The organism is Pseudopedobacter beijingensis, from assembly GCF_042678145.1.
GTDB lineage: Bacteria > Bacteroidota > Bacteroidia > Sphingobacteriales > Sphingobacteriaceae > Pseudopedobacter > Pseudopedobacter beijingensis.
In genome coordinates this window covers 30,246-51,847 of the sequence record NZ_JBHUDG010000014.1, presented here as the reverse complement: position 1 = coordinate 51,847, position 21,602 = coordinate 30,246, and the positions used below count along the sequence as shown (strand labels likewise).

Genomic DNA, 21,602 nt, shown 5'->3' with positions numbered 1-21,602 from the left:
TTATGGTTTATTATAGTGTTAGTAACGTGTATATTTTTTAGAATTTATTTTTGTTTTTGATGTTTTTATTCAATAATTAACAAGTTATTAACATTTTTAGACATTTATTCAACTCTTTTACAGTTAGATATAGAAATCAAGGAAAATTTCATTTAATTATTCTGTTTATTAATAAGTATTTTTGAAACGTTGATAAAGTAGGGAATATGTTGGTAAACGAATCAATAATTTTATTTGTTTTATACAAATTCACAGGGTTATTAACATTTTAATATACTTTTCATTTATTACTTACATAGAATTAACATATTTATTACCGTTTTCAACACCTATATTTAAAAATTAGAAAAAACTGATTTGTTTTTATGAAAAATGTGGATTACTTAGTTATTGGTTCGGGCATAGCTGGGTTAAGTTTTGCCCTTAAGGCTGCAAAACATGGTAAGGTTCTTATAGTTACAAAGTCTAATGAAGACGAATCTAACACTAAGTATGCTCAGGGAGGTGTTGCTGTAGTTGTGGATAAAGTTGGGGATTCTTTTGAAAAGCATATAAATGACACGTTAATAGCCGGAGATGGATTGTGTGATAAAGGAGCTGTGGAAAGAGTTGTGGAAGAAGGCCCCGATAGAATTGCCGAAATTATTGCTTACGGAACCAACTTTGATAAAAATAATGCAGGTGTTTATGATTTGGCAAAAGAAGGCGGACATTCAGAACATAGAGTGTTACATTATAAAGATATCACTGGTTTTGAAATTGAAAGGGCATTATTATCAGAAATACATCAAAATCCTAATATTGAGGTTCTTACCCATTATTTTGCTGTTGATTTAATTACGCAGCATCATTTAGGCCAATTTGTTAACAGAAATTCTGACAATATCCAATGCTATGGAATTTATGCATTAGATACAAAGACCGGAAAGGTAGAGAAAATTCTGTCCAAAATAACCGTTTTGGCTGCAGGTGGTGCAGGTCATATATATAGTTCTACTACAAATCCTACCATAGCTACTGGCGATGGTATAGCAATGGCCTACAGAGCTAAAGCTAAAGTAAGGAATATGGAGTTTATACAGTTTCATCCTACTGCATTATATAATCCTGGCGAATATCCATCGTTTTTGATTTCTGAAGCTGTACGTGGCTTTGGAGGCGTTTTAAAAAGAAGGAATGGAGAAGAATTTATGTACGAGTATGATAACCGGGGTTCTTTAGCACCCCGCGATATTGTAGCCAGGGCAATAGATGCCGAAATGAAAAAATCTGGTGAAGATTTTGTTTATCTGGATGTGAGGCATCGTAAAAAAGAAGAAATACTTTCTCATTTCCCTAATATTTATGCCAAATGTTTATCTATTGGTATTGATATGACCAAGGATATGGTTCCGGTTACTCCAGCCTGTCATTATATGTGCGGAGGAGTGATGGTTGACGAATTTGGCCGTTCTTCTATTAATGCATTATATGCTTGCGGAGAGGTTTCTTCTACAGGATTACATGGTGCCAATAGATTAGCTTCCAATTCTTTACTGGAAGCTTTGGTTTATGCTCACAGAATTTATTTAGATTCCAAAAACAGACTAAACGAATTTTCTGCTCCGGATAATGTTCCAGATTGGAATGATACCAATACCAAGCTTTCTAATGAAGATATATTGGTAACACATAATGTGAGGGAGATGCAAAAAATGATGAGTGATTACGTGGGCATTGTCCGATCTGATTTTCGTTTAGAAAGAGCCATGCGCAGATTAAGACTATTGTATGATGAAACCGAAGATTTTTACAAGAAAACCAAAATATCCGTTAAACTTTGCGAATTAAGAAATCTTATTCAGGTAGCTTATATTGTTATTAAATCGGCTATGGAACGTAAAGAAAGTAGGGGATTACATTATACAACAGATTATCCAGACCATTCTGATCAGCTAAACGATACTATTTTATAATTAATTAAGTTTTATATATGCCTGTTATTTTACCTGTAAAAGGTGTGAATCCGCAAATTCCACAAAGTTGTTTTATAGCGCCCAATGCAACTATTGTTGGCGATGTAATCTTGGGAGAAAACTGTTCGGTATGGTTTAATGCTGTAGTCAGGGGCGATGTAAACTCCATTAAAATAGGAGATAGAACCAATATTCAGGATGGTGTAGTTATACATGCTACTTACCAGAAAGCAGCTACTACTATTGGTAACGATGTAAACATTGGTCATAATGCTTTAGTACATGGTTGTATACTAAAAGATAAGGTACTGGTAGGAATGGGAGCTATTGTAATGGATAATGCTGTGGTAGAAGAGTATGTTATTATTGCTGCAGGAGCAGTAGTTCTTGAAAATACAGTCTGCGAGAGCGGATTTTTATATGCAGGTATGCCTGCAAAAAAAATTAAGCCCCTTACTGATGAACAGAAGGAGCTTTTAAATCGTTTACCTCATAATTATATTATGTATTCTGATTGGTTCAGATAGTTAATCAAAATCTTTTGGGATAGTGATCTTTTCTTCTCTGTCCCAATTTGGTCTGATGACTATTTCCTTATCATAAAGCCATATTTTTTCAGGCTGTATTTTCTTGAATACATTTCCACTATCAAAAATTCCGTTATTATTGGCATCATAAACCACTCTAACTATATATTTACCATTAGGCATCATCGGATAATTGATGATTTCGTTTTTGGTAATAGGATTTTCTTTCAGTACATTTTGCTTTTCGTCCAATAACTGTACAATATAGTTTTTAGCCGTATCAGACTTCACCATATTCAAGCTCAGGTTTCCGTAGTTTTCTACTTCATCTAACTCAAAACCACCTTTAAGAGCCTTGTTTTTAGTACCATAGATATCTGTAATAGCTTCATCCTTTATCTCTATAGCATACATTTTTTTTACTTTCCACGGATACACAATCTTAAATACCCGGTTATTTTTATCTGCAGCCTGTAATAAATAATTAGGTATTCGGGTAGAATCCTGGGTAATAGCTATCAGGTTTTTATCTATATTTTCTATGGGAACGTTAAAAGTAAGAGTCAGATCTGTTCCCGGTTTTATCTTATTAGCTACCAGATTTGTATTAAATGTTATATTTCTGGTATAAGTATCTCTTTTACTACGTTTTAAAGTAAGTGTATCTAATATTTTATTTCCAGAATTAGTAACAATTTTTAAACTGTCAAATTCCATTTTTTTAACCCAAAGGGTAGTGGTATCCCCATTCAAAGAATAGTTAAATATGGGGTCCTTAATCTCCGGTTCTATAATTTTGAATGCAGGTTTTTCTAACGGTCTATTATAAATAATAGTAATACGTCCATCATTCTCTATTTTCCGGTCTACGTTTCTGTATTCTTCCGGATATTGTTTAAAAAGCTTGATCAGTATTTCAGAAGTATCTTTATTTAATTTAATATCATCACTAACAAAACCAATCATTTCTTTGGCATTGTTATAAACCCTATCTCCTCCATTTTCCTCTTTTAAGGCATACAATCTGTAATTTTCTTCCTTTAGGTTTTTTAACCGAAAATTACCCGATGAATCTGTAGCTGTATAAATAGAGGCCCTTTTCTTTCCAAATATGCTATCTCTGGAAACCGGAATTATAAATACCGTAGCATCTAAAATAGGTTTATTGTCCAGATAGTTTACCACCTTGCCGGATATTTGTAGCGAATCTATTTCGGGTCCGGTAGAAAATACGTAGCTATAATTTTTTAATTTATTGCCCTCATTCACATCCGCTATGGCGTTACCAAAATTTATGGTATAAGTGGTGTTTTTTTCAAGGCTGTCCTTAAGTTCTATTTCAAGGGTTTTCTTTTTAATTTTATAAAAAGGATTTACTTCAGGGGTAGGAGATATACTAATTTCTGTATACTCGTTATTAAGCTTGAAATATTCGTCAAGTTCAATCAGTATTTTTTTATTATTAAAATTCCGCGTGTAATTCTCTGGAATTTCTTTAATAACAGAAGGTGCAATAGTATCCCTCGGACCACCTTCCGGTTGTTGCATACTTGCACAGCCATTTATTAAAGTTAGTGCACTTATAAATGCAGTAAAATATACTAAAAAGGTTGATTTCTTATTTAAGCCCATTTTTAAGCTTTATAAGCGATTTTTATATTTTTATGAGTATTATCTCAAAAAGTCTAAAATAATCGCTTGTATATTATTAATTTAATTTTATTTAAAATACTGATAATCAGTTATTTATGTTTATTTTGACATATGTACCATTAAAACTGTAATATCTGATGGTTTTACGCCCGAAATTCTGGATGCCTGTCCCAAAGTTCTTGGTTTTATTTTCATCAGTTTTTCTCTGGATTCTTTAGATAATGAAGTTAGCGAATTGTAATCAAAATTTGGATTGATTTCTTTATCTTCCATCTTTTTCATCTTTTCTACTATCTCATACTCTTTCTCAAAATAACTTTCGTATTTGATTTTTATTTCTGCCTGTTCTATAGTTTCATTATCAAACTGGTGGAGATAGTCGTTAAATTGCGATGACATTTTTCGCAATTTATCCATATCTATCTGTGGCCGGGTTAAAAGATTATGTAATTTAGTTCCATGTGTTAAAGCACTAGTTCCAAATTCTTCCAGAAAAGAATTAGCCTGATCGGCACTTATTTTTATATCCTTAGTTTTTTCTATAATAGCTTCGGCATTATTAATCTTATCCGTAACTTTTTGCATACGCTCGTCACTTATCAATCCCAGTTGATGACCAATAGGAGATAACCTTTCGTCCGCATTATCTTGTCTTAAAAGTAACCTGTGCTCTGCTCTTGAAGTAAACATTCTGTAAGGTTCTTCCGTTCCTTTAGTTACCAGATCATCTATTAAAACACCTATATAAGATTCGCTGCGTTTTAGTATCAGCTCATGTTTATCGTTTATTTTCTGATGCGCATTTACACCCGCAACAAAACCCTGAGCAGCTGCTTCCTCATAGCCCGTAGTTCCATTTATTTGTCCTGCAAAAAATAGATTTTTTATTTTCAGCGTTTCCAAAGTAAGATCCAATTGTTGTGGTGGAAAATAATCGTATTCTATGGCATAGCCAGGTCTGTATAATCTAACGTTTTCAAATCCGGGAATTAGTCTGATGGCTTTGTATTGAATATCTTCGGGTAGGGAGGTAGAGAAACCATTGATATACATTTCTACTGTATGTTCCCCCTCCGGTTCTACAAATATCTGGTGTCTTTCGCGTTCAGCAAATCTGTTTATTTTATCTTCTATAGATGGACAATATCTGGGACCTAAACCTTTGATACGACCAGTAAACATAGGCGATTTTTCAAAACCTTCTTTTAAGGTTTCATGTACTTCCTGGTTAGTATAGGTTATCCAGCAACATCTTTGTTTTAATGTTGTTTGAGTATCTGTAAAAGAAAACTTTCCGGTTTGTTCATCTCCCCATTGTTCTTCCATTAAAGAATAATTTAGCGAACGACCATCTATGCGGGGAGGGGTACCTGTTTTCATCCGACCTGATTCGAAACCTAATTCCACCAGATTTTCAGTTATTCCCGTTGCCGATTTTTCTCCTGTACGGCCACCACCCATTCTTTTTTCTCCAATATGGATTACGCCATTTAAAAAAGTACCGTTAGTTAATACAACAGCTTTAGCTTCTATTTCTACACCTAATGAAGTTCTAACTCCGCAAATTCGGTCTCCTTTTACTATTAATCCATTAGCCATATCTTGCCAGATATCCAGATTAGGAGTAGACTCTAACATCATTCTCCATTGTTCGGCAAATCTCATTCTGTCATTTTGTGTTCTTGGAGACCACATTGCCGGACCTTTAGATCTGTTTAGCATTCTGAATTGAATAGTAGAAGTATCAGATATAATACCAGATTTACCACCCAGTGCATCTACCTCTCTTAATATTTGTCCCTTTGCAACACCACCCATTGCCGGATTACAGCTCATTTGTGCTATTGTTCCCATATTCATGGTAATCAATAAAACTTTAGAGCCTAAGTTTGCTGCAGAAGTAGCAGCTTCGCATCCTGCATGTCCGGCACCTACAACTATTATATCGTATTTATTAAACATTTTGTATATATATGTTCCACGTGGAACATTTCGATTTTATGTTAAAAACTATTAAATAAGTTAAGTGTGAAATATTACTGTATGTTTCACGTGGAACATTAAGCGTTTTCCGATAATTCCAGCCATCTAAAACTCATTTCTTCCAGAGATTCTTTATTTTCTTCCAATTGCTCTATTATTTGATTGATCTTATCTATGTCGCTGGATTCATTAGCTAATGCAGTTTCTAGTTTTTTTATTTCTATTTCTAGGGTTTCTATATCTGCACTAAGTTTATCAAATTCAAGCTTTTCTTTATAGCTTAATTTACTCTTTTCTTTTGTTGGTAGGGGAGTAGGTTTGTTTTCTGTCTTTACTATAGACTTTTCTTTGGTTTTAAGCTCTTCCTGTTCAATACGGTAAGAACTGTAGTTTCCATTGAATATTTTAATTTCCCCGTTTCCTTCCATAATAAAAAGCTGATCGGTAAGCTTATCCACTAAATACCTGTCGTGTGATACTAAGATTAATACACCAGGGAAATTTTCCAGAAATTCTTCCAGCACATTTAAAGTATCAATATCCAGGTCATTGGTAGGTTCATCCAGTATCAGAAAATTAGGGTTCTTAATAAGAACCTTCATTAAGTGTAACCGTTTTTTTTCTCCTCCGCTTAATAAGCTTACAAAACCATGCTGCTTTTTAGGTGGAAACAAAAATAGCGTGAGTAACTGTGACGCACTAATGGTACTTCCATCAGAAAGGGTAATATACTCCGCTATATTTTTAACAACATCTATCACTCTTTCGTCTTCATCGAATTTTAAGCCACTTTGGTGATAATAACCAAATACCGTTGTTTCTCCCTTGTCTACTTTTCCTTCGTCAGGGTTGAGTTCTCCTGTTATAATATTTAGGAAAGTAGATTTACCCGTTCCGTTTTTCCCGGTTAAGCCTATCTTATCACCCTTTTTAAAGACATAAGAGAAGTTGTTGATGACAGACTGATCTGTAAAGTGTTTTGAAATATTATCTATCTCTAATATCTTATTTCCTTGCCTGCTCATTTTTACATCTAAAGAAACAGAGTCTTTAGATGATATACCTTTTGTTTTTTCTTCTAGATCGTAAAAAGCATCCTTTCTGGCTTTAGATTTAGTTCCACGTGCCTGAGGCATTCTACGCATCCATTCCAATTCCTTTTTTAACAGGTTTTTGTTTTTAGCTAAGGTAGCTTCATCTATAGCTTCGCGTTCTGCTTTTTTCTCCAGATAGTAGGCATATTTACCTTTATAACTAAATACCTTTCCACCGTCAAGTTCTATAATCTCATTACAAATATTATCGAGAAAATACCTGTCGTGGGTTACCATCAATATGGTCTTTCCTCCGGTAGTTAAAAAGCTCTCCAGCCATTCTATGGTATCAATATCTAAATGGTTTGTAGGCTCATCTAGAATATAAACTTCAGGGTCGTCTATTAATAATTTAGCTAAACTAAGACGTTTCTTTTGTCCACCTGATAGGGTAGTAATCTCTTTTTCCAGATTAGAAATACCCAGCCTACCCAGAATGGTTTTAATTTGGTGTTCGTATTCCCAGGCTTCCAGATTGCTTATTTCTTCTGTAAGCTTATTAATCAGTTCTATATCTGGATTAGATTGTTCCAGTAATTCTTCGTATTCTCTAATAACCTGTTGTTGTCTGTTATCTGCACTAAATACATAATCGCTTATAGTGGTAGAACCATCAAATTTTGGATCCTGCTCAAGATATCCAAAACGGATATCCTTTGCTTTTACTACTTTTCCTTCGCTGGGTTTAAAACGTTCTGCCAGTAATTTTAATAGGGTAGACTTTCCTGCTCCATTTATGCCCACCAAAGCCACACGTTGGCCTTGCTGTATGCCAAACGTTAAATTTTTGAAAAGCCAATTATCATTATAGGCATGGCCTAGTTGTTCTGCTGATATAATACTCACGCTAGTTCCTTTATTTTTTCTGTAGTATATGTATAAATTCCGTTTCTGTTGTTTAATGAAACCTGGTACATGGCCTGTGCGATAGTAGAAGCTGCTATACTTCTGTATTTTTTTAAAGAGCCTGCCATCAGTGGATTTAATAGTTTAAATAGGGCAGAGGCTATGCGTTCTCCCAATCTAAATTCATTTCTGTTTCCCATTATCAAAGAAGGTTGATAGATATGGATAGAAGGAATCTGTTTCTGTTTTACTATATCTTCCAATTCGCCTTTTAACTGATTATAGAATATGGTTGAATTTGAATCTGCACCTATTGCAGATACAAGGTGGAGTTGTTGTAAGCCTTTTACTGCAGCCATTTCTATAAATGTTTCAGGAATGGTCTTATCTACAAATATATAATCTTTTTTATCTGGGGTCTTTTTTTTAGTACTTCCCAAACAAGAAAAAAGGACATCGGCTGTCATGAGCTTTTCCAGTTTTTTCATATCACTAAAATCTGTTACTATCTGCTCCAATTTCTGATGCTTTTTATCTAAAGGTCGTCTTACAAAGACCTTGACATGACTGTATTTTTTACTTTGTAACAGCAAATCCAACAGATGGCCACCTACTAACCCACTTGAACCTAATATGATTGCATTTAAACCCAATTATCCTAAATTTAGTTTACAAAAGTACGCATTTGCTTTTTTGTATTAAATACATCTCTAGCTAAACATTTTTAATTATTATTTTCAGATGATTTTATCAAGGAATAAATGTCAGTGAATTTATATGTTTAAACATTTAATATGACATATTGTCTTTATTGATTACCATTGTCAAGTATTTAATAGCCTAATAACCAGTATTTATCTTTTGGAATAAAAATTGTGTGTTTAAACATATAATATAAAACAGACAGATATGAAAAAGATAATTCATAGAGCAAATACACGAGGAGCGGCCAACTTTGGATGGTTAGATAGTCATCATAGCTTTAGCTTTGGACAGTATTACAATCCTGAAAGAATGGGCTTTGGGTTATTGAGAGTTTTAAATGATGATTATGTGGCAGCTTCCAAAGGGTTTGGGACACACCCGCATGCCAACATGGAAATAGTCTCTATCCCTTTATCGGGTGTATTAGTACATCAGGATAGTATGGGAAATAAAAAAGAAATTAAAACCGGAGATGTACAGATTATGAGTGCCGGGACAGGAGTACAGCATTCTGAATTTAATGGAAGCGATAGCGAGGCAGTTAAATTTTTACAGATTTGGGTATTTCCTAAAGTACAGGATATTGAACCCAGGTACGAACAAAAAACTTTTGACGAAGCTAAAAAGCATAACCATTTTTTAACGGTAGTATCTCCGGATAAAGCAGATACCGAGGCGGTATGGATTAATCAGGATGCCAGATTCTCTTTGGCTAATTTTGATGAATCTTACAGCGATTCTTACAAATTGCATAACGAAAATAATGGGATTTATGTGTTTTTGCTTGAAGGCCAGTTAGAGCTTGCTGGAGAGATTTTAGATAAAAGAGATGCAATTGGGTTAACGGGAGATAGATCGTTTGATATAAAAGCTTTAAAAGACTCAAAGTTTTTAATCATAGAAGTACCTATGGGATAAGAAGTAATCCAAAAACAAACTGTATCAAAACAAATTGTAAGAAATTTTAATTGTTGATACAGTTTGTTCTTTTTTATAAAATAGACTGCTACCTCCCAATTAAAGTTAGCGCAGGATTAAGATTAATTTCTAGAGAAAACGTTGTGCTAAGAATATACTAACAACGAAAAATTGAAATAACCCACTCTATTTAACCAGCACAGTTTTTTTAAACCTTAGTTTAAATGGCATAGCCGTATAATTATCTGGGCTTTTTACCTGCATTCTTTTGTTATCACCTAAAAAATTAAGGATCTAATCTCAACTTTTAAATTAAACTACTTCACACTTAAAGGCAGACAGCTTAAGGAAAGATATAAACCAAGTTCTCTATTTGTAAATACTGTTAACTATAAGAATCCATTAAAAGTCCATGTTTTTGTACAAAAACATGGACTCACCTTGGAGAAAATACGGATTCATCTTGGAAAAAATGAGAACTTGTATGCCTTTTCCCCAGGAACAGAATTCTACTTCCTCCTTAAATTCTGGCTATGTTAGTTTTAACCATAAAAGCGAGACCAAACAGGAGCATAAGTTTTATTAGATTTCAAAAAAATAAACCTTTTATATGACTTAAATCTAATTTCTTTGAATCTGGGAGTTACAGTTTAAATCCATTAAATTATAAGGGTATGGTGCAGATTATTCAATATCAGTAAATTAAGTCTGTGAGCTATTGATGTTATTTTTTAATAAATTTACCTGACCTTGGTTTTAATCTGCGGGTGATCAATATCCTGAGAAAAGCAAATGCGATGAATATAAGGTACATTCGTTTATTATTAATGGTAGCAGGTATAATGGTCTGGTTTCCTGCTTTCTCACAGGTACTGAGTTTAGGCATTAAACAAGACAAGCGGACAATGTTTCAGGCAGGGGTTAATATTCCGGTTATTTTTAAATCTGATAAAAAATACGATTTTACAATTGGGGCAGATTATACGAGTAAAAACCCATTACAGCCCTCTGGGCTATCTCCTCAGATCACATTTGTACAGTTTATTTCTGATAATAAGCATAAGAATTTTCTAATTTCTGCCAATATGCAGGCCGGTTACCTGTTTGATTTTAATAAAGATAGGGGTAACCAATTTCGTATAAGCCCATGTGTTTATGTAGAATATTTAAGTTTTCTAAATGGCAAAATAGGATATAATTATTTAATGTCTTCCCAAAAAGGATATCCTTTTGTTTCCATTGGATTGGGCGGTTTTTTAATGTTGCACCATCTGAAAAGCATGTAAAAGATGTTTGTAATGTTTTCTGTTAAATCTTTCAATCATTCAGAAAACATTTATATTCTATTTATAGCACTTTAGTTATTAAACTAAAAAAAGAGGCTAAAACGCTCTTCTCCCTAAATAAAAATCTTCTTTCTGGGTCATTAATTGTTTTTCGGATTTACTTTTATCTGGGTAACCTAAAAGATGTAAGGTTCCATGGATAATTACTCTATGCAATTCGTCTGCGGTTTTTACGCCAAAGCTTTTTGCATTTTCCTTTATCCGTTCTATGCTGATAAAAATATCTCCATAAATCCAACCTTCCTCTTCCGAATTATCAAAGGTTATAATGTCTGTATAGGTATCGTGATCTAAGTATTCCTGGTTTATTTTTAATAAATATTCGTCTGTACACAAAATGAAGTTTAGCTCGCCCAATTGGTGCTTTTCTGCTTCAATAGTTTCATTTATCCAAGAACGGACTTTATTAATATCTGCTAATTTGTAATTAACTTCTTCCTGAAAAAAATTAATGGGTAGTTTTTTCATTGATGCTTCTTTGCTGCAAAAGAACGCAAATTATAATTTAAAATGTAATTCTACCTCGTTGCCATAAGTATTAAAAACACATTGATCGGCCAGTTTTTTCATAATAAAAATACCTCTGCCGCTTAGTTTTTCTATATTTTCTGGTGCAGTTGGATCTTTCAGGTTATTAAAATTAAATCCATCTCCTTCGTCTGCTATTGAGAAAACTAATCTTCTGTTGTTTATATTCTCTATATTGATATAGACTATTTTTGTCGGATTTTCTTTGTTTCCGTGAACTATGGCATTGGATACGGCTTCGTTTACACAAGTCATCAGATTGGCATAAACATCGGCTCCTATATTGAGTTTGGAAACCAGATTATCAATAAAATTCTCTACGGTTGCAATGCTTGCACCGGTAGATGGAAGTTGAAGAGAATAAAGCCCTTTATCTACTATTTGTTTTAAATCGCTCATATTATTTATTCTTCAAGTTTTATCTTTTCCAGATACTGATTGCTTTTGTGCTTATAAAAATCATTTAGCCCCGGCGGTACGGTTTTAAGCAATTCAGAGTCTTTGTTTTTTTTCTTATTAAACTCTTCTAATATCAAGTTATAATTTGGTGCAAAATCTTTACCAGTTTTGCTATCTCTCTCAGAATCTTGTTCTCTTTCCCTTTCTGCTTTCTCTGCTTCAAGTAATTTTATCTTGATATCTTCCTGCCTTTTTAAAGACTCTTGAGTTATACGTTTGTTTACGAGTTCTGTCTCTGTTTGTTCCATTTCTTTCATTATTTTTTCCAGATTGCCCAGTTTCCCGCTTCCGTCTTTGTTCATCCTTTCATTCAGCTCTTTCAAAGTTTGTCTAATCATTTGTTGTTGTTTAGCCATCTCAGAAAATTGCTGACTCATACCACTTTCGCCTGATTTCCCTTTTTCTGCTCCGTTTTTTTGCATTTGCTCTTTGGCTTGTTGCATATTCTGGTTTAGCTTTTCCTGCATTTTTGTAAGTTCAGACAGCCCCGGTTTTGGTTTTCCTTTTCCTCCGGATTTTGCATTTTTCATAGCATTCTGCATTTGTTGCATGGCTTCACTCAGCATCAGTGCAAGGTTGTTTACGGAAGTCATGGCATACTGCTGGTTACGGTTTATTTGCATAATATTTCTATCCGGAATATTTTCTAATGCTTCAGCTATGTTGTTGTTTATCAGACCCACTTCTTTATTTACTGCTGTGGATATTTGTGGTACTTTCTTACTCAAATTGTAGAGGCTATCTTCCACTATTTTAAAGTTATCTTTAATTTCCCGTTGTTTCTTTCCCAGATCATTAAATTTTGGATCGTTCGGATTGGTGTTTTTAACGCCTAAAAGCACCTTTTCCTGGTCAAAGGATATTTTTAAAAGATTCTGTAAAATTTGCCTTAACGTTTTTATATCTATATCTAATTGTTGCTCTGCAGATTCCTGTTGCATGGCTTTAAGGCTGTTGGCCAGCTCTTTCATCTTTTGTGCAGCGTCTTTCTGCGTTTTGGATGCTTTATCTTTTTGCTGCTGCTTCAGTTCTTCGGCGGCGTTTTGTATATCTTTTTCTATGTTTTTTTGTAAATCTTCTTTAAAATCGAAATTATCGGGGTGTTCTAAGCCCTCGTTTTTTTCTTTAGCTTCTTTAAGGTCTTTCTTAATGTCGTTAAAGCTTTTATTAATCTCGTTTTGTTTTGGTGTATTGTTTTCTTTGCTGTTTTGTTCTTGTTTTTGAGCCAGTTCTTCTAATTTCTGAATGCTTTCATTCAGTTTTTGTTCTGCCTCTAATTTTTTATATAACTCCAATATTCTGTCCAGCTCTTTTTCCATAGACTTATGGTTATTCTGCAATTGTTTCATATTATCTGGCTGAGGGGTGTCTTTGTTTTTCTCGTCCAGTAATTTTTGCAGGTTTTTTAGCAGTTCCTTTGTTTTTTCGTCCAGTACATTATCAAAAAGCTCTTGTATTTGCTTTTGTTTTTCCAGCAGCTCCTTATCTTTTTCTATCTGGCTTCTTTCCAGCATGTTTTTCTTGTTCTCTTCGCTAATTTCTTTGAGCAGTTTTTCCAGCTTTTCCTGTTTTTCCAGTAATTCTTTAACTTGTTTTTGTTGCTCGTAGTCAAAGTTTTTATTGTTCAGCAATTCCTGATTAAGCTTGCGGGCATCTTCTTGTAGCTTTTTTGATTGTTTTACGGCATTTTGAAGCTTGCTTTTTACGGCTTCGCTACTCTCGTTTACCTTGGTAAAGTTTTCTTCTGTGGTAGATAAACGATAGATTTTTTCCGTAGATTTTGTTGTTTTTGGGCCATTTACGCCATCGTTGTCACTAATTTCAAAATGGTATTCAATTTCGTCTCCGTCCTGTATTTTTAGGGCATTAGCAGACCAGAAATACATGAAATTGCTATGCGTGTTTCCACTAAACTTAATGGGAACTTTATAATGCTTGAGCCCATTCTGATTTTTTAATGTATAATGGAAGCTGAGCTGGTTAAGGCCATAATCATCACTTATTTTTCCTAAAAAATAGATCACGCGGGCATTGGCAGAATCTATTTTTTCTTCTATCTCTATTTGAGGATAGGCATCTTTGATAATATTGATCTGATAGGTGAGAGAATCTTTGGCCTCGTTTGTTTTTACAGAATATGGAGTGCTTTCTTTTAGGGTACTTACAATTTTGAAACTTTTATGGTCGGGGCTGTTAAGTAAAAGGGTTTTGCCATCTAATGTAAAAAATAGCTGTTTGGTGTTTACGGTATTAAAATGCCAGGTTATTTGTGTGCCTTCCGGTACGGTAAAATCTCCTATGTTATCAATAGTTTCATTTGGTTTATTCAGGTATTTAGGATAACTCAATTGTGCCCATGCTTTTGTAATCAGCGGTTTTTTGCTGACTTTAAGCTCGTAGTTTTCCGAATAAAATTCTCCGGCCCTGAACCTGAAGAACTGGCTTTCCTGCAGGTTTTTAAAAAGATAGGAAAAATGAAGGATATCGTTTTTTTTAAGCTTAAAGGAGCTTTTGTTGGTTTCCAGATAAATTTCCTGTGGTATTTTTTCCCCTTTTAATTTAAGGTTTAACAGAAAGTCTTCTCCTTCAACGGCTTTTAATGTTTTATTTTGGATATGAAAACTAAAAGGTGCTTTTTTCTGATAGACCTTGCTATGGTTTATAATTCTTTCGGTTCCATCTTTTAATATGGATGGCGCCCAGAAAGCCAGAATAATAATAATCCCTAAGGGGAAAAGAGCATAAGGTATATATTTCTTGTTTTCGTTAATTTTTATGGCAGATACAAACGGTATGGGCTGCATCTGGCTTATTTTCTGGTTAATAGCAGCCTGTATTAATTGAGTTTGTTGGTGGTTGGGGCTGTTTTTTAACTGCAATGTATTGGTTAGCTTGTCGCCTATCTCCGGAAAATGTTTGCCAATAATATCCGCTGCCTGATTATAATTTAATGTTTTCCCTAATTTTAGATAACCTAACAATGGTTTAATTACCATAAAATAGGCTAGCAATAATTGCGATATTAAAAATATGTAGAATAATATGGTTTTTAGGAGCGGGGAGAAGTAACCATAATATTCGGCAATTACCAAAATAAGAAACGAAGCGAGTACTGCCACAAATAGGAAAATGCTTCCCCTGAGCATTTTATTGAGGTAATACTTTCGGATAAAGTCGTCTATCTTTTGGATAAAATCTTCGTATATCATTTTAGGCAATATGCTTTAACCTATAAAAATCTGAATTAAGCGGTTCAATTCCAATATTTAGATTATTTAAATGATAAGATATTGTTTACCAATGGTATTTATCCGTTTTACTAAAAATGGGCAAAATATAACAACAATCCGTATACTAAACTTATTAATACCAAATAAAGCATATTAATATTGTATTTCTTTAAGAGGAAGAGCGAAAACAATACCCATAATAAAGAAGTCCAGTTTACAGTAGCAAAAGAAACGTGGTGTTTGGTAAATAAGATTTCTTCGCCTAAATAAAAGGCCAGGTTAACAATTACACCAACAACTGTTGCTGTTATAAGAGATAAAATAATTTGTAATGGAGCATATTTTTGAGCTCCTTCTATAAGAGGCGCTCCCATAAAAATAAGCATAAAATTAGGCAGAAAGGTAAAATAACTGGCAACTACCAGCCCAATGGTTCCCATCAGTATAGATCCGTCAAAATGGTTAAATGCCGCCATAAAACCAACATAGGAAAGAACAATAACCAACGGACCGGGTGTGGTTTCTGCCAGTGCAAATCCGTCTATCATTTGGGTTTTAGACAACCACATGAGTTTATTGGTTACCAGATTGGCTACATAAGGAATTACGGTGTACGATCCGCCAACGGTGAGTAAAGCGGCTTCGGTGAATAAAAAAGATGATTTTTTCCAGAAAATCGGATCGGCTAAAAAATAGGTTATGTATAAAAAGGGCAGTAGCCACAGCAGTAAAAATATAACCGCCTGTTTGATTACGGTTGCTGAAGAGGGCTTTTCTAAGGGTTGGTTTGAATGGATATAATATTTTTCTTCGACGTCTTTTTTTACCGCATTCTCGGATTTATTGTGGATATATTTTGGGGCGATTAAGCTCATCAAGGCACCAAAAATAATTACACCAAGAATAATCCAGGGCATAGGAGCATGTACTAAATACGATAATACAAATGCGCTTAACGAAATTAAATAATGAACGGGAGTAAGGAGTGCTTTTTTGCCTACTTTCCAGGTTGCATAAAGGATAATTGCTAAAACGGCGGGTTTTAAACCTTCAAATAAAGACAGTAACAAGGGTGTATTTCCGTAAACTGAATATACAATGCTTAATCCTAAAAGGATAAACATGGAGGGGAGAACGAAAAATATGCCCGATATAACACCGCCTTTTATACCATGTAGTTTCCAGCCAATGTATATGGAAAGCTGGTGAGCTTCTGGCCCGGGTAGAATCATACAGGCGTTTAAGGCATGATAAAACTTACTTTCGCTGATCCACTGCTTTTTTTTAACCAGATAATCATACATAATGGTGATGTGGCCGGTGGTTCCGCCAAAGCTTATCCAACCTAAAATAAACCAAAATTGTAAAGCTTCTGTGAAAGAGGGAGGGGAGATTTTACTTGTTTTTAAATTCTGCATGTTATGCCGCAACTACAGGCTATTTGTTTAATATTAAAATGGTTTATTGCTCATTGGTATGCATTTTTGTCCTTTCCCTAAGCAATAGGGGTAAAACACGCTAAGCGAATAAAAAGCTTTAAGAAATCTCAGACTCCGGAATAAGCAAACATGTTATTGGGTCTGTATAATTCTCTAAATGAGCAGATGCATTTTTAAGCATAAATTTAGATGAACAACCATGGTTCAATCTTCTGAAAACAGCTATTTTCTGCTTTTTTGCATCAAAATTATTTAACTCCTAATTTACAAAAAATGGAGGGAATAAAGGCATTAAAAGTATAAAAACTATAGGTCTGTTCTCAGTTGTTCAAATCTTTGGGTGCTGAGTCTGGAACTGATAAAGGACGCAATAAAAGAGATGGTAAATACAGTGAAAAATACCAGTAAATAATCTAAAGGTCTTATTTCTACCGGGTAGTAATTAATCAGCATATTTCCTTCGCCCATAGGTACCACTCCAAAATAAAGCTGCAACAGACAAAACAGGGTTCCAATTATTAAACCAAAGAAACAGCCTATCAGAGAGATCATCAGGCCTTCGGACAGGATTATACTATTGATTAGTCTTTTCGAGGCTCCCAGGCTGTTTAAAATGGCTATATCCTTGCGTTTGTCTATAACCAGCATGGTTAATGAGCCTATGATGTTAAAAATGGCTATAATAAGAACGAAACTGAGGATAAGGTAAATGGCCCATTTTTCTGAATTTAGAATTTTATACAACTGGGCATTTTGCTGCATGCGGTCTTTTACCAGAAACTCATCACCAAGCGACTTTTCTATTTTTCGTTTTATTTTATCTGTTTGCTCACGATCTTTCAGAAAAATCTCTACGGCCGATACGTTTTTTTCTTCTCCAATTAAGGTTCTGGCCAGTTCCAGAGGAACAATAACCATATCGTTATCTTCTTGCTGTGCCTGAAAAACACCTACGGGTTGCATTTGTTCAGATAAAAATTCGTCAGCAGCAGAAAACCCTGCTTTTTTCCCTTTTATAGGCGAATAGATTTCCAGTTTCCTGATTTGGTCATTGATGTTTACCCCCAGAATATACTGTACAGTAGAGCCTATTACTGCATAATTGTTGTGCTCATCTTTAAGTATAAATTCGCCCTGTACCAAAGCGCTGTCTAAAAAGGAGTTTTTAAGGTACTGGTCGCTAACACCTTTAACTTTGCCTATAAACTGATATTTGTCGTAACGTATCAGTGCCTTTTCCTGTAATACTTCGGTATAAGAAATTAAACCGGGTATTTTTTGTACTTCTTTAAATTGCTGACTGGTTGGATCAAAAGATTTACCCTGACTGGCTTCTATCTTTAAATCTGGTGAATACTGGTCGTACATAGATAATACCAGCGACTCGAAACCATTATAAACGGATAGTATAATGATAAGTGCCGCACTTCCTACAAAAACACCCAAAGTAGAAATGCCCGAAATAATATTGATGGCATTGGTTGATTTTTTTGAGAAAAGGTATCTTTTTGCTATGTATAACGGAAGATTCACTGTTTTTAAAAGTTTAAAATTAAGACTTTAAAAAAGGATTATACCGTTTTTCATGCTCAATAGTGGTTGATGGACCATGCCCTGGAAAAACCTCTGTTTGGTCTGGCAATACAAATAAATTGTTTTTTATGCTATTGATAAGCGTTTCGAAATTGCCACCGGGTAAATCTGTACGGCCAATGCTTCCATAAAATAAAACATCGCCACCTATAAGCATATTGGCCTCTTTATTATAGAAACAAACATGGGCAGGAGAGTGACCGGGAGCAAAAATAATATCGAGCTGACTGTTACCGAAGTTTATTTTTCCGTTTTCTTCTAAAAATACTTCCGGTTCCGGAGATAGCTCGTAATGAAAACCTTGTTGTGGCGCATAAGACGGAACTGCTTGTAATAAGGGAAGCTCGCCTTTATGAAAACGAGGTTTAAGACCAAATTGATCGTAAATAAATTTATTGCCTAAAACGTGGTCTATATGGCAATGCGTATTAAGCAGCAACACCGGCTTAAGATTATTGTCTTTGATATAAGAAACAAGCTGGTTTTGTTCTTTTGCATCGTACATTCCGGGGTCTATAATCACACATTCTCCTGTTTCGTCAGATAGAATGTAGGTGTTTTCGCTATACGGATTGTTTACAAATTGCTTCAGTTGCATGCCCATAAATTTCAATTATTTGTCTTTATTCTCTAAAATCCAATCAGAAACATCATTTACCACAACCTCGTCTACATTTCCCGGTTGTTGGTATTGCATTCCTGTTCCCTTTTCGTTTACAAAACTAAATAAATGATTCAGCATTGGGTAAAGCTTTAAAGTTACGTTCTTTTTGTTTTTTAAAGCCGTATTCCATAGCTGGTAATCAGCGGTAGTAGATTGGTAATCGTTACCTCCCTGTATAACCATTATTCTGGTATTTAGTTTCTTTGCCGTAGCCACCTGATTGAGCGAATTAATGTCTAGCAGGTACGAAACAGGCAGCCCGTTAATAAGTGAATCGGGTTTTAGGGTGTTGGGCTTTAATGCCGATGCTTGCTTAGATTCTTTGATGGCATCTTCAAAAGCTTTTTTAGAAGCGGCACTGGTGTCCTGTGATTTGGATTTCAGATACTCTAGTTGTTCAGTAAAAACTGTGTTAAAAGTTCTGGCAGGCGCAGCGGCAATTATAATACCTTTTAAAGCCGTATTTTTAGCGGCTACCTTAGGTGCAATCATTCCGCCTAAACTATGACCAAAGATATATATTTTACTCTGGTCTATTTCTGGTAGAGACTGTGCATAGGTTATAACCTGCTCCAGATCGTCTGTAACTTCTTCTTTTAAAGTATAAGCTTTATCATTAAACGATTGTGGATACAACATGGTTCTTTTTACATACCTGATAGAGGCAATTCCCTTACCCGCAAAACCGGCGGCTAAATCTTTAAATGGTTTATTCTGACCCACGGTCTCATCCATATCTGAAGGGCCCGAGCCATGAACAAATATTACCAGCGGAAATTTTTCTCCTTTTTTGGGTAAAGTAAGCATGCCGGGTAAATCAAATTCGCCTGATTTAATGGTTATAAACGATTCTTTGAATGATGTTGTGTCTGTGTATGCCGCTGGTTTGTATTGCGGAACGTTCATTTTTGGAACAATAAAGAAACCAACCATTTTATTCTCTTTATTGAATATAAATTGGAAAGGTTGCGAGTCACGCTTGAACTTGCAGTCTAATATAACAGACTGAAGGTCGTTCTGGCTTTTGTTTTGAGCACCATTTATAGACTCGTAAGCACCTAATTGTGCCGTAATCTGCTTCCACATGTTTTCCAATGTCTGGGGCGTTACTTTTTCTTGTGCACTGGCATCAAAAAAAGCCTGTGCATCTGCAAACTTACCTTCGTTCAGTGTTTCAAAAAAATGGGTAGACAGATCTATGTAAGTAAAAAATCCTTGTGAAAAAGTTGTTTTTCCGATGATTAGCAGGAAAAACAAGACAGAAAGCGTTTTTTTCATGTTTTAGGTTGTTTTTATTTCCACTCAAATGAAGCTATGAGTTTATCAATATCTTTTTTAATAAACTCGGCTACAGGTTGTATAGAATCAAATTTAGGTTTTTCGTTAAAATACAATGCACCTCTCAGGTAATGTTTGGTACTATCTGTTAAGTAAAACTGCAGTAATGAAGCGGTATTGCCGTCTATGGTGTAATAAACGCCATAGATTTTCTTTTCATCGTTTCTGATAAGCGCTTCGTCTATTCCTGTAGCTTTAACTGTATGTTTAAATGCTAGTTTTCTGGAGTCTTCGGTTAATTGCTCCAGTTCTTTTCGGGATATTACATCGTAATAACTGATATGTAAACGGGCATTAAATGCCGGAAATGTAAGGTTGTACCAGTTTTTTTTGGCATCTCTTGAGCTATCCGGGTACATTTTGGCGTATAAAGGATAATCAAAAGAATAAGGTGTTTGGTTATTAAACCGCTGGTATTCTTTTTCAGGAAATTCTATACGGAAATATCCTCTGGGCTTAGGAGCATAACCTTCGTTTGTACAAGAAACTAAACCCAAACAAAAACAAAGTATATATAAAAACGCTCTCATTCGGATAGTTTTAACGTTTAGTTTCTTAAATCATTGCATTTATTCATTCCAGATATCCCAGGACTTTTCGGCTTGTAATTCCAGCATTTCGTAGCCATTTTTTGTTTTGGCTCCTTTTCTTTTGCCATGGGCTAAAAATACGGTTTCTGCCGGATTATATACCAGATCATACAGCAGGTGCTGGTCTGTTATAAACTCATACGGTAAATCCGGAGCTTCTTCTGCTTTGGGATAGGTACCCACTGGACTGGTATTGATGATAATCTGGTATGCTGAAAGTGTTTTTTCGTTCAGATCTGCGTAAGACAACATCTCTGATGAGGGCGTACGGGAAACTGATTTATATGGAATACCTAATTTTTCAAGTACGTATTTTACAGCTTTGGCTGCCCCGCCATTCCCTAATACAAGCGCTTGTTTATGGAATGGTTCTAACATAGGTTTTAAAGAGTTTTCAAAACCGTAAACGTCGGTATTGTATCCTTTTAAATGCCTTTTACCATCTGTTATCGTTATTTTTATACAATTTACTGCACCAATGGCCTTGGCGGCTTCGTCAATATCATCCAAAAAATCAAGAACCTCTATTTTATGAGGTATAGTAACGTTTATTCCATTTAAACCCGGGTTGTCCTGCAACAGCTTTGGAAAACCATCGGGTATATGTTCTATGGGGAATAGTTTGTAGCTATGGTCTTTAAGACCTAATTTTTCGAACTTTTCTGTAAAATATTTTTCAGAGAACGAGTGCCCTAACGGAAACCCTATTAATCCAAACTCTTTCATCAGATACT

17 protein-coding genes are annotated in these 21,602 nt (G+C 34.7%); 4 read left to right on the top strand and 13 right to left on the bottom strand.

Annotated elements, in window-relative coordinates; genetic code table 11:
• The first annotated feature begins 365 nt into the window (after window positions 1–365).
• Window positions 366–1,955, top strand: a complete 1,590-nt coding sequence (gene nadB / locus ACFSAH_RS09485; RefSeq protein ID WP_379662489.1) for an L-aspartate oxidase — start codon at window positions 366–368, stop codon at window positions 1,953–1,955.
• Between the two features lie 17 nt (window positions 1,956–1,972).
• Entirely contained in the window at window positions 1,973–2,482 is a 510-nt protein-coding gene (locus ACFSAH_RS09480) for a gamma carbonic anhydrase family protein (protein ID WP_379662488.1), read from the top strand.
• On the opposite strand, the gene ACFSAH_RS09475 is transcribed toward ACFSAH_RS09480, so the two are convergent.
• The 4 genes from ACFSAH_RS09475 to ACFSAH_RS09460 all read right to left on the bottom strand — a co-directional run bounded on the left by ACFSAH_RS09475 (window position 2,483) and on the right by ACFSAH_RS09460 (window position 8,711).
• Entirely contained in the window at window positions 2,483–4,114 is a 1,632-nt protein-coding gene (locus ACFSAH_RS09475) for an Ig-like domain-containing domain (protein WP_379662487.1), read from the bottom strand.
• Between the two features lie 120 nt (window positions 4,115–4,234).
• Window positions 4,235–6,097, bottom strand: coding sequence for a tRNA uridine-5-carboxymethylaminomethyl(34) synthesis enzyme MnmG (gene mnmG / locus ACFSAH_RS09470; protein ID WP_379662486.1), 1,863 nt, complete (start codon window positions 6,095–6,097; stop codon window positions 4,235–4,237).
• Between the two features lie 98 nt (window positions 6,098–6,195).
• Window positions 6,196–8,058: an ABC-F family ATP-binding cassette domain-containing protein gene (locus tag ACFSAH_RS09465; RefSeq protein WP_379662485.1), complete on the bottom strand. Its 1,863-nt coding sequence runs from the start codon at window positions 8,056–8,058 to the stop codon at window positions 6,196–6,198.
• Complete coding sequence (locus tag ACFSAH_RS09460; protein ID WP_379662484.1) at window positions 8,055–8,711, bottom strand: NAD(P)H-binding protein; 657 nt, start codon at window positions 8,709–8,711, stop codon at window positions 8,055–8,057. The genes ACFSAH_RS09465 and ACFSAH_RS09460 overlap by 4 nt, the downstream gene beginning before the upstream one ends.
• 256 nt (window positions 8,712–8,967) lie before the next feature.
• Between ACFSAH_RS09460 and ACFSAH_RS09455 the strand changes: the two genes are divergently transcribed.
• Window positions 8,968–9,681 carry a pirin family protein gene (locus ACFSAH_RS09455; protein WP_379662483.1) on the top strand — a complete coding sequence of 238 codons (714 nt, stop codon included), beginning with the start codon at window positions 8,968–8,970 and terminating at the stop codon, window positions 9,679–9,681.
• A gap of 797 nt (window positions 9,682–10,478) precedes the next feature.
• The gene (locus ACFSAH_RS09450) at window positions 10,479–10,967 is read left to right on the top strand and encodes a hypothetical protein (protein WP_379662482.1); all 489 of its coding nucleotides are present in this window, start codon (window positions 10,479–10,481) and stop codon (window positions 10,965–10,967) included.
• A 96-nt stretch (window positions 10,968–11,063) separates the two neighbouring features.
• Here the strand turns inward: ACFSAH_RS09450 and ybeY are convergent, their stop codons facing one another.
• The 9 genes from ybeY to ACFSAH_RS09405 all read right to left on the bottom strand — a co-directional run bounded on the left by ybeY (window position 11,064) and on the right by ACFSAH_RS09405 (window position 21,594).
• Window positions 11,064–11,495 (bottom strand): rRNA maturation RNase YbeY, encoded by a 432-nt coding sequence (gene ybeY, locus ACFSAH_RS09445; protein ID WP_379662481.1) that lies wholly within the window; start codon window positions 11,493–11,495, stop codon window positions 11,064–11,066.
• Between the two features lie 30 nt (window positions 11,496–11,525).
• Complete coding sequence (locus ACFSAH_RS09440; RefSeq protein WP_379662480.1) at window positions 11,526–11,954, bottom strand: ATP-binding protein; 429 nt, start codon at window positions 11,952–11,954, stop codon at window positions 11,526–11,528.
• Window positions 11,955–11,959: 5 nt separating this feature from the next.
• On the bottom strand, window positions 11,960–15,223 hold the full coding sequence (locus tag ACFSAH_RS09435) for a DUF4175 family protein (RefSeq protein WP_379662479.1): 3,264 nt from the start codon (window positions 15,221–15,223) through the stop codon (window positions 11,960–11,962).
• Window positions 15,224–15,333: 110 nt separating this feature from the next.
• Window positions 15,334–16,662: a chromate efflux transporter gene (gene chrA / locus ACFSAH_RS09430; protein ID WP_379662478.1), complete on the bottom strand. Its 1,329-nt coding sequence runs from the start codon at window positions 16,660–16,662 to the stop codon at window positions 15,334–15,336.
• Window positions 16,663–16,989: 327 nt separating this feature from the next.
• Window positions 16,990–18,216 (bottom strand): FtsX-like permease family protein, encoded by a 1,227-nt coding sequence (locus ACFSAH_RS09425; RefSeq protein WP_379662477.1) that lies wholly within the window; start codon window positions 18,214–18,216, stop codon window positions 16,990–16,992.
• 19 nt (window positions 18,217–18,235) lie between these two features.
• Complete coding sequence (locus ACFSAH_RS09420; protein ID WP_379662476.1) at window positions 18,236–18,874, bottom strand: MBL fold metallo-hydrolase; 639 nt, start codon at window positions 18,872–18,874, stop codon at window positions 18,236–18,238.
• Window positions 18,875–18,889: 15 nt separating this feature from the next.
• A complete protein-coding gene (locus ACFSAH_RS09415; RefSeq protein WP_379662475.1) occupies window positions 18,890–20,218 on the bottom strand; it encodes an alpha/beta hydrolase in 1,329 nt (442 codons plus the stop codon).
• Window positions 20,219–20,232: 14 nt separating this feature from the next.
• Window positions 20,233–20,808: a gliding motility lipoprotein GldD gene (gene gldD, locus ACFSAH_RS09410; RefSeq protein ID WP_379662474.1), complete on the bottom strand. Its 576-nt coding sequence runs from the start codon at window positions 20,806–20,808 to the stop codon at window positions 20,233–20,235.
• A 39-nt stretch (window positions 20,809–20,847) separates the two neighbouring features.
• Complete coding sequence (locus tag ACFSAH_RS09405; protein WP_379662473.1) at window positions 20,848–21,594, bottom strand: shikimate dehydrogenase family protein; 747 nt, start codon at window positions 21,592–21,594, stop codon at window positions 20,848–20,850.
• Window positions 21,595–21,602: the final 8 nt, after the last annotated feature.